Source organism: Paenibacillus agaridevorans (assembly GCF_003112455.1).
Taxonomy (GTDB): domain Bacteria; phylum Bacillota; class Bacilli; order Paenibacillales; family Paenibacillaceae; genus Pristimantibacillus; species Pristimantibacillus agaridevorans.
Window position 1 is genome coordinate 1 of sequence record NZ_BDQX01000411.1, and the last position, 1,049, is coordinate 1,049.

Below are 1,049 nucleotides of genomic sequence, written 5' to 3' on the forward strand. Positions count from 1 at the left end.
GGTGTAGCCGCTATCGGCTGTCACAGTCGGCACTGCAGATGGATAGCCCCCAGCCGTTACCGTCTCGCTAGTTCCGCTAATCGTGCCATGCAACCCGGCTGTATAAGTTACAGTGTAGCTACTCAACGGTTCTTCATTGGTAAAGTTGACTTCATAACTCCATGTCGTCGTTCCATCCTCAGCTGTTACGGTAATAACTGCTGTCCCGGGAATCGAGGCGGCTTGTACGATCGACACCACGGCAAGATTATCCGCTGACGTGGCACCAACAACAGGAACCTCCGTCGCGTCCTTATCCAATACAACTGTGTACTCCTTCAAGTCCATCGAGAATCCATCCACTATGCTGCCATCCACCGTAATCTTATTTAATCTTGCATCGTGCGAAACAGCATCATGATAAACCTCAATGCTGTCAATACGAGTTATGTCGGCAGTATCTCCTTTGTAGCAGATAACTCTGATTTTCGTTGTCATAATATCAGCGAACATGATATTAATAACCGATTTCGTGTTATCTTTGACCGAATAAAGATTTATCCACTGTCCGTCCCTCCAATATTGAACATCAAAATCCCTCATCTTGAAATAGGATTCCGTTGTATAAACATCGATATGGTTCAATACCGTAGGCTGGGCAAATTCCACCTGCAACCACTGTGGGTTGTTGTAGGAGGTTCCTCCCACTGCATCGGAGCTCCACCCCGCGAAAGATCCATGATTGCTAAGAATCGCTTTTACAGGGGTATAATCATTGCCGTAATCCGATGACGACGCTGTTGCTGTTGCTCCTACAAATAAAGGATTTGTGATTGTAAACTGAATATTGTAATCATAGGAACCCGTTACGCCAGATCCATCCAGCGCAGTCGCTACAATTTTGACATCGCCTTCCTTCAATAACGTAAGAACGCCAAATGGACTGATTAGCGCCTTATCTGTAGGCGTAACGCCATCCTGCTCAAAGACCGCCCATTCCACTCTCTGATCCCAGGTGTTGTTTGGAGCAAATACCGGCAGCATCTGTTGATTGCCAAGGAATTCGTTTC

The 1,049-nt window shown here is 46.5% G+C and carries 1 protein-coding gene; it reads right to left on the reverse strand.

Features of this window, described 5'->3' with window-relative positions; genetic code table 11:
• Positions 1-1,049: discoidin domain-containing protein (locus tag PAT3040_RS31730; protein ID WP_146200615.1), on the reverse strand; the 1,049-nt coding region annotated here is incomplete at both ends.